Genomic DNA, 8,983 nt, shown 5'->3' on the forward strand with positions numbered 1-8,983 from the left:
ATTTTCGAGATTATTTTCTCCGTTTCTTTTGATTGATTTGACGGTTTTAAGACAACACAATTTCCTGCAGCTATTGCACCTATCAAAGGTGAAATAGCTAATTGGAATGGATAGTTCCATGGACTGATTATTAATACTATGCCTTTTGGTTCTGAATATATATAGCTATTAGCTGGTTGCAGGTAGATAGGCGTAGGAACTTTTTTAGGCTTCATCCAATATCTTAAGTTTTTTATTGCATGATTTAATTCTTGATATACTACTCCTATTTCAGCAGTATAGGACTCAAATATAGGTTTACCTAAATCTAAAGTAAGAGCATTGATTATATCTTTTTCATGTTTTTTCACAACAATTTTTAGTTTTTCAAGTTGTGTTTTCCTAAACTTATAGCTTCTAGTATTGCCATTATCAAAATATTTTCTTTTTGGTTCATATGGATTTTGTAGCATAGTATCATTCCTTTTAATTTGGTATACATATATGATATCATATAACTTTTTAATTTAATCTATACTTTTAATTTTAAAATAGTAAAGAGAAATAAATATTCTAATTACTTTAAAAAACTATTGAAAAAGCGTAATGCAAGTGTTATCATATACATACAAACACTACATAGGTTGAGATTAATTGTATCCATACAATAAAGAAGGGGGAATAAAAATGAAAGATATGAATACTAAGACAATCACAAGAATAGCAGTCCTTATGGCTCTAACTACGGTAATGACTATGGTAATTCATATACCTACTATAGGAACAAATGGATATTTAAATTTGGGAGATATGGTAGTATTTTTAGCAGCTTTAATTTTAGGGCAAAAAGGTGGTTTTTTAGTAGGAGGCTTAGGTTCAGGCTTAGCTGATATATTATTAGGATATAGTCATTATGCTCCGATTACATTTATAGTAAAAGGTCTAGAAGGTTATATAGCAGGAAAATTACTTGAGACTAAATTATGTCAAAGAACGCCAATTATAGCAACAACAGTTGGTGGAGTGTGGATGGCATTTGGATATTACTTTGCAGAAATATTTATGTATGGAGCAAAGGCAGCAGTAGCATCTATACCAGGCAATTTAATGCAAGGACTTCTTGGAGCAGTTACAGCAGTAGTATTATATAGATTATTAAAAAAGACGAGAATAACCAATTAAATATAAGCCTGACAGATGTTTTTGTCAGGCTTATATTTAACATAGATCCTATGAAGAAGAACAGTTTATTAAAAATATTACCTTTTCCAAAGGATTTACCCGATGATTTAAAAATTCAAACTAAATAGAAATTTAAAATATAATCCAGTAGAGTTATTAGAAAATCTAGCTTTTACTGGATTTACTATATTAGCTGTTAAGTCCAATTTCTATACATCAATTCTTTGATGTTTACAGCTATTTAAAGTTTTCTGACTCATCAAGAAGTCTCAAATATGTAATTAACTGTGGTGTATCATTCAAAATATCATTTTCGTCAATTCCTTGATATAGCATAAGCTCTTTGTTCAACAATTCGTTATTACAGTAAATATATTCTGTTTTAGATTCTAGTAATACTATTATCCTACTAGGTACAATGACATTGCTATTAGGAATAATAAGGTCACTGAGATGTGATTTATAATATATTTCGCTTTTATCATCTTTAACTATTTCAAAACCAATAACATCTAGATCTTCAAATTTATATTTATTTTTTAAGTTATTCCAAGAATGTAGAGAATTGATTTTTGTCAGCTCTACATCTTTTTGGTAGATTTTATCTAGTTGGATATTTTCAACAATATTAAATTTCGTTTTAATAAAATCTACTAAATCATTAATATCTTTTTTACACGAATGTATTTTATCTTTATATTTGTCTTTCAAAAAAATTATATTTCCAAATAGTATATCTTCGTTATTCATGTGTAATCCCTCGATTTTTAAGTATAATAATGGGTGTAGAAAAAGCTTTATATTACTCTAATTTAATCTAACAGATATGTTCCTGTGAAACCTACTCAACTAAGCCAGCCAGATGAAAGAAAAAACATTTTAGTATTTGTAAAGCTTAATTTTATTTTCTCACCCCTAGGCCCCACCATTTTTCCTGCATTGCCAGCATAGAAAGTTGTAGCTGGGAATGATTTTGCATACCCATCTATTTCAAAATATGTCTCTGGATACAGTACGCTTGTATTAGTTATTTTTAAGTCTCCAACTACGCCATTTATAAGCGTATTAGCAGTAATATTGTAATATATGTCATATAAGTTGTCGTAGTTTGCATCTCTGGATAAACTCCATGTCATTACCGCACTTGGACCTGACGCCATTGTCGCGTTTTTGTCTTCTATTAAAATTTCTGCTTTATAGATTCCACCTTCTGATTCAATTAACTCTACCTCTAAGCCAGAAAAATCCATCATGCCATTTTCATCTATATATACTTTCGCCTGATTTAAACTAGTTTCTTCAGCTGCTGTATATGCACTTGCTGTGCCAAAAATCATCATTAATGTTAAAAGTATTAATGCTACTTTTCTAATTGATCTCTTTCCCATGTTTTGTCCTCCTTTGTAGTTTTGCAAAATCTATACCCATTTATTGTATTATATCTTTATAAGCTCTTAGATTTTGTCAAATCTTGTTGTCGAATAGAAATAATGTTAAATTTCTTACTTAATAATTTTACTTTTCTTATTTAAGTGAGGAAATTGCATAATTAATATTTTATAAAACTGAAAAAAGAGTGAGTTTTCAACTGAATTTCTTTTATTATATTGGTTTTACCATTCGATAGAAGATATTAGTAGATAACTATATATTCTTGAATTTTCTTTATAGTTAATTTTAAAGTGTATCCATAATTATAAGAACATCAATTCATCTCGAAGGGACAGTTGCACTTACCTAAAGAATGAGAACATCTAAATTTTAGATAATTTTCATCTTTGCACCAATATACTAACTTATATTCTCTAGAGCAGATAGGATTAAAATCATCATCTAACCCTTCAGGTGATGTGTAAATCTTCCGAGGGTTATAAGCTATTATCGGAATACCGTTAAATTTATTTATTCTATCGCTATAGATATACTCAAAATCATAACCTGAATCCATAGAATAGTAAGTTAGCTTAAATGCATCTTTGTAATTATTAAAAAATTGTTCAATTAGAGATATTGCTACAGTATCATCATAATTGCTAGCTGGAATAACTAATACAACTAATGGTAGTACACTTTTAGAATCACATAATATCTGCAGTTTCCAACCAAACCACCGTATGTTATTACCATTAGTATCTCTTTTCATTCCAAAGTTAGGATTAGTTCCATTATTTACTATAGGCTTTTTAAGTTTTGTAGCTTCATAAGAATTTAATTTAGTGGAATCAATAGATATATGACTTCCATCAAACAATATTTAATTATCTAGCTTGTAATACTACTTGGTGAAATAATTCTTCAAGTGCTTCAGTGTCAATTAGTTTATTTAGATGAAGGTAGATTCAGGTGAAACTTTCCCGAGTATGTTAAATCTACAGCAATATCTAAGAATTGGGTTTTGTTATATAAAGAATACCACCCGCTAAGTGTAACATCATAAGCTTAAGAACTCTTTAATTTCTTAGGTATAGATTTTTTCCATGACGTGGTAGGGATTTTCATTGTGCCATTAATATTTTTTCAATTCGTGACAATTGCCACATATTGACCTAGAAAAGAGCAAAAAAATCCCTTGGTCAGAATAGATTTTTATACTCTTTTTTAGAAACTATTTTTTTGATTATTCTTATACTTATTAGATAGATTATATTTCCTATCTTAACTTTTAAGTTTTCTCACTGGCACTACATATTTTTCGATTGATTCTTGCAACTGAATTAGGCGATTCCCTCTGATCTTACCACTTGATTCAAGCATTATTTTGATAAGTTCTTCCTTAAGCAATCCAATTGCAATGTTTTCGCTGATTCGAATTGGATATTTATATCCTTGTTCTTTAGCTTTTTCTATTATTTTTTCATTTGATGCATGCAAAACATCCTGTATCATGTTATAAACTACTATTTGTGCCCAAAAATCTTGATAAATATAAATAGTTGCCTTTCCTGTTACGCTTTTAAGTTTCGTTTTGTTTTTCAGTGTATGGTATTTTTTTCTATTTCCCATCTCTTAAAATATAGGTTTTTTATTTCTTCTCCACTAATTTGAAATGGTAGGTTACTTATTAGAGCTATCTCGTTGTCAGAGGGAAGAATAGAAGAAATAATTTTTGTATAGGTGTGTCCATTTATTTTCAGCTCTTTTACAACTTCAGGATGATTCTTTTTAATTTTAGCTAAGCTTGGAGAAGTATGTATTAGTTTCACAGGCTCGTCTTGCTTTGTCATAAGTTCTCGTTCCTGTTTATAAGCATTTGAGGACAATAGGAATAAATATTTAGTACCCTCTTTTTCTAGAAAATGGACAAATTCAATGGGGGGATATCCTCTATCGAATACAATGATAAAGGGAATATCCCTAAGTATTTCTTTTACAGCATTAATATTTTGTTTTGGTAATTCACTTTCACTTGCTTTGATAGAATGTATTTGCAAATCCAAAAAGAAATGATTGAAAACATCAAACATGCAACTTGCTAAAGCCCTAACTTCACATTTCCCATGTTGATTACTACTATCACTAAAGGCTTCCCTGTTTTCACCTGAGTTAGGGATTTCTGCCTTACTTCCGTATAGCAAGCACGATGTGATTATTCCATAATATTGGTTCATCAGAGGAATAAAAATCTTTGAAGATATTCCCTATTTAAAAAAGAAAACGCTTCATAATTTAATTTTTTACGTTGTTGCAAATACCCTTGTTTCGAAATACTCATAGAAGTTGCTCCTTTTTGAATAAAGTATTTATGGATTTCCATTGCTGTTGTCAATCCTTTTTTGGAAAGTACACATAAGATAATATCTTCTAATGGCATCTTCCTTTTTCTTATAAAACTATTTGTGTAGTCCAGATGTGCATGTTCTTTCATAGCATCTGATTTAATTACTTCAACTATTTTTGCAAATTGCTCCCTATAATGATTAGACGTATAATCGTCTCTATTTCTATTTTAACGTATATAGATGAAAAAGAAATCTGATAAATAGTAAATGTTATATCAGATTTCCTTAAATTTATGATGTTGAGCTTAGCTGGTGGGTATTTTTTTATATAATTCAGAGGAAAGTTCTATTTTAACTTTCCAGCTAGAACAGTAAACTCACATTACATATAGAATTAAAGTTTTGTAAGTTTTCCATGGGATAATTATTGTACAATATCATTGAGCAAGATATTTTGTATGCTTTATATTAATTTCCTGCTTTCAATTGTTTTCCTAATTTATATCCTTTAGATTCAGGAGTTTTTTCTTTTTTATCTGTTAATTCATATTTTCTAGTAAGACTATTTAATCCACGATTTTCCTTAGCAACTGATAACATTAATTTAATTCTATTCTCTTGGTTTACTTTAGTAGCGCCAGGATCATAGTCTATAGGTACTATATTTGCAGTAGGATATAGGGACTTGATTTTGCGTATCATACCTTTTCCTACTATATGATTAGGTAAGCATCCAAAGGGTTGAGTACATACGATGTTTTCGTATCCCGCTTTAACTAAATCAACCATTTCACCTGTGAGTACCCAGCCTTCTCCCATCTTACAACCAGGATTTATTATATCAGTTGCTAAGGTCTTTAAATCTTCAAAGGAAGATGGAGGTGTAAAATCGCTATATTTTTTAATTGCTCGGATTATCATATTTTCATATATTTTAAGGTATTTCATTACTAAGGATGAACTTATTTTCTTTACTTTACTTCCCCCATATATATTAACATCCTCTATGGAATTATCAACACAATACATTGCAAATCCCATAATACCTGGAACCATGATTTCGCAATCTTCATTTATGAGGAAGTCTTCTAGATGGTTGTTTCCTAATTTTGAATATTTTACATAAATTTCCCCAACAATTCCTACTTTTATTTTTTCTTCGTAGAAAATTGGAATTTGTGTAAAGGACTTTACTATTCTTTCTAAGTTTCTCTTTATTTCTTTTATTTTATATCCCTTATCATGTTTAAATTGTTTTCCTAAATGTTCAATCCAAAAATTTACTAAATCCTCAGTATTACCTTTTGACATTTCATAGGGTTTAACTTGATTTTTTAATAACATCAAGATATCACCATATGTAAGAGCTACTAATAGTTTATCTATCAAGGATAATGTAAGTTTAAATCCACTGTTTTTTTCAAGTCCCTTAATATTAAAGGAAATGATGGGTATATTATTATATCCAGCTTTATTTAATGCTTTTCTAAGTAAATGTATATAATTAGATGCTCTACAACCTCCTCCTGTTTGACTAATAAGTAGGGCTACTTTATTAATATCATATTTACCGCTATTTAATGCATCAAGCATTTGACCAATTACAAGCAATGCTGGATAACAGATATCATTATGGACATATTTCAATCCTTCATTCACAACAGAAGAGCCTTCGTTTTCAAGGAGTTCTACCTTATATCCATATTGCTCAAAAACCTTTTTAAAAAGAGAAAAGTGGATTGAAGACATATCTGGAATTAAAATAGTATAATCCTTTTTCATTTTCCTAGTAAATACGACATTTGAATCTTGTGTATTAATACAATTTGCCATATTACCATGACTCCTTTCATTGGTTGAGAGCTTCCATCAGGCTACGAAGTCTAATTTTCACAGCTCCAAGATTAGTGATTTCATCTATTTTTATTTGAGTATAAATTTTTCCTTCATTTTCCAAGATCTCTCTTACTTCATCTGTAGTGACAGCATCTAGTCCGCATCCAAAAGAAACTAATTGTACTAAATTCATATTATCTTTATTACCTATATATTTAGCAGCAGCATATAGCCTAGCATGGTAAGTCCATTGATTTAATACTGTAGTTGGGAATTTAGATACATTTCCACTAATTACATCTTCTGATATAACTACGCTGCCTAGTTGGCATATTAGTTTATCTATTCCATTGTTTATTTCAGGATCCACATGATAAGGTCTCCCTGCTAAGACTATAATTGGTAAATTGTTTTTATTTGCATAATCTATATAATATCTACCCATATTTTGAATATTTTCTAAGTGACAATAATATTCATCATAGGCTTTAGTAGAAGCTATTTTGATCTCATCTAAACTAATATCTTTAAAGCTTCTATTTAAGATAAGGTGGATTTTTTTTATAAAATCCTTTGGTCTATGGAGTCCAATATAATCATAGATAAAATTAATATCTTTAATTTGTGGGATATTTGCATCTATAACTTCAGGATAATATGCAACCACAGGACAATTATAGTGGTTATCTCCAAGACCTTCGTCTAAATTATAACTCATACAGGGATAAAATATTGTACTAATACCCGAATCGATTAAAGCCTCAATATGTCCATGAACAAGTTTTGCAGGATAGCAGATTGTGTCAGAAGGAATAGTATGTTGTCCTTTTAAATAAATATCCCTATTGGATTTAGGAGAAGTAATTACTTCAAATCCTAATTCAGTAAAGAACTTATGCCAAAAAGGTAATAATTCGTACATGTTTAATACCATAGGTATTCCTATTTGTCCTCGCTGTCCCTTAACAGGCTTATACTTACTTAATAGTTTCAGCTTATAATCATATATACTTAATTGTTTTCGCCCTTCTTTTTTTGTCAAAGGTCTTTCGCATCGGTTGCCACTAATAAATTTTCTGTCAGTATCAAATGTATTAATGGTCAATCTGCAATTATTGCTGCAAAGTTTACAATTAGTTCCTTGGACTTCATGGGAGAAGGATTTTAATTTATCTAAAGATAAAATTGAAGATTTATCCTTAGGATTAGATTTTGAATAGAGAGCTGCACCATAAGCACCCATTAAACCTGCAATATTGGGGCGAATAACATTCTGCCCTATTTCCATTTCAAAAGCCCGAAGTACAGCATTATTTAAAAATGTTCCGCCTTGAACTACAATATTTTTACCCAACTGGTTAGTGGAAGTAACTCTAATTACCTTATACAATGCATTTTTGACTACTGAAGTTGATAAACCAGCAGAGATGTCTTCAATGGTTGCACCGTCTTTTTGAGCTTGTTTTACAGAGGAATTCATAAAAACAGTACAACGAGAACCTAAATCCACAGGGTTTTGAGCAAAGTTTCCTAAGTTTGAAAAATCTTGAATATTGTAGTTTAAAGCTTCAGCAAAGGTTTGTAAAAATGATCCACAACCAGAAGAGCAAGCTTCGTTTAAAAATATATTATCAACAATACCGTTCTTTATTTTAAAGCATTTAATATCCTGTCCTCCTATATCTATTATAAAATCCACATTGGGTCTAAACTTCTTAGCACCAGTAAAATGTGCAATAGTTTCCACAATTCCATAATCTATTTGAAAGGCATTTTTTATTATATCTTCCCCGTACCCCGTTACTGTACTGCAGACTACTTCAATATTTGGATAATCATTATAAAAATTTTGTAAAAAATCTTTCACAATGGATACAGGATTGCCCCTATTTGAAAGATAGACTGAATTTAATATATTTTCATTATCATCAATTATTACCATTTTTATTGTAGTAGAGCCTGCATCAATGCCAAGATACGCTTTTCCATTATATTCTTTGGCACTTGAATATATGACCTTTTCTGCACTATGCCTAGAAATAAAGTCTTCATATTCTTTCATATTATTAAATAATGGAGGAGTATGTGCAAAGGTTCCGGTATTATTTTCAGTTTCAATCATATCTACAATGGATTTTATATTCACTTTTTGAGCATCAGACATATAGGCTGCGCCAAGAGCAACAAAATATAGAGAATTATTAGGAGAGACTCCATTTGTATTAAGAGTTTTATCAAAGCTTTTTCTAAGTTCAGATAAAAAGGTA

General features: G+C 29.9%; 10 protein-coding genes. 1 reads left to right on the top strand and 9 read right to left on the bottom strand.

Annotated features, from left to right (window positions below; translation table 11 throughout):
• On the bottom strand, positions 1 to 452 hold a 452-nt coding region (locus RT714_RS13295), incomplete at its 3' end, for an aldehyde dehydrogenase family protein (protein WP_313758266.1).
• A 214-nt stretch (positions 453 to 666) separates the two neighbouring features.
• Here RT714_RS13295 and RT714_RS13300 point away from each other — a divergent pair.
• On the top strand, positions 667 to 1,161 hold the full coding sequence (locus RT714_RS13300) for an ECF transporter S component (protein WP_313758268.1): 495 nt from the start codon (positions 667 to 669) through the stop codon (positions 1,159 to 1,161).
• A 237-nt stretch (positions 1,162 to 1,398) separates the two neighbouring features.
• Here RT714_RS13300 and RT714_RS13305 read toward each other — a convergent pair whose 3' ends face one another.
• The 8 genes from RT714_RS13305 to RT714_RS13340 all read right to left on the bottom strand — a co-directional run.
• The gene (locus RT714_RS13305; protein WP_313758270.1) at positions 1,399 to 1,911 is read right to left on the bottom strand and encodes a hypothetical protein; all 513 of its coding nucleotides are present in this window, start codon (positions 1,909 to 1,911) and stop codon (positions 1,399 to 1,401) included.
• A gap of 95 nt (positions 1,912 to 2,006) precedes the next feature.
• Positions 2,007 to 2,549: a hypothetical protein gene (locus tag RT714_RS13310; RefSeq protein ID WP_313758271.1), complete on the bottom strand. Its 543-nt coding sequence runs from the start codon at positions 2,547 to 2,549 to the stop codon at positions 2,007 to 2,009.
• Positions 2,550 to 2,866: 317 nt separating this feature from the next.
• Positions 2,867 to 3,412: a transposase gene (locus RT714_RS13315; RefSeq protein WP_313758273.1), complete on the bottom strand. Its 546-nt coding sequence runs from the start codon at positions 3,410 to 3,412 to the stop codon at positions 2,867 to 2,869.
• A 404-nt stretch (positions 3,413 to 3,816) separates the two neighbouring features.
• Complete coding sequence (locus RT714_RS13320; protein ID WP_313758275.1) at positions 3,817 to 4,164, bottom strand: hypothetical protein; 348 nt, start codon at positions 4,162 to 4,164, stop codon at positions 3,817 to 3,819.
• A complete protein-coding gene (locus tag RT714_RS13325; RefSeq protein WP_313758276.1) occupies positions 4,134 to 4,769 on the bottom strand; it encodes a transposase in 636 nt (211 codons plus the stop codon). Before RT714_RS13325 ends, RT714_RS13320 begins: the two co-directional genes overlap by 31 nt.
• A complete protein-coding gene (locus tag RT714_RS13330) occupies positions 4,769 to 5,026 on the bottom strand; it encodes a hypothetical protein (RefSeq protein WP_313758277.1) in 258 nt (85 codons plus the stop codon). The genes RT714_RS13325 and RT714_RS13330 overlap by 1 nt, the downstream gene beginning before the upstream one ends.
• Positions 5,027 to 5,348: 322 nt before the next feature.
• Positions 5,349 to 6,713, bottom strand: coding sequence for a 2-hydroxyacyl-CoA dehydratase (locus RT714_RS13335; protein ID WP_313758279.1), 1,365 nt, complete (start codon positions 6,711 to 6,713; stop codon positions 5,349 to 5,351).
• Positions 6,714 to 6,729: 16 nt separating this feature from the next.
• Positions 6,730 to 8,983 (bottom strand): acyl-CoA dehydratase activase-related protein (locus RT714_RS13340; RefSeq protein ID WP_313758280.1); only part of this gene is annotated, 2,254 nt, incomplete at its 5' end.

Source organism: Tissierella sp. (assembly GCF_032104385.1).
GTDB lineage: Bacteria > Bacillota > Clostridia > Tissierellales > Tissierellaceae > Tissierella.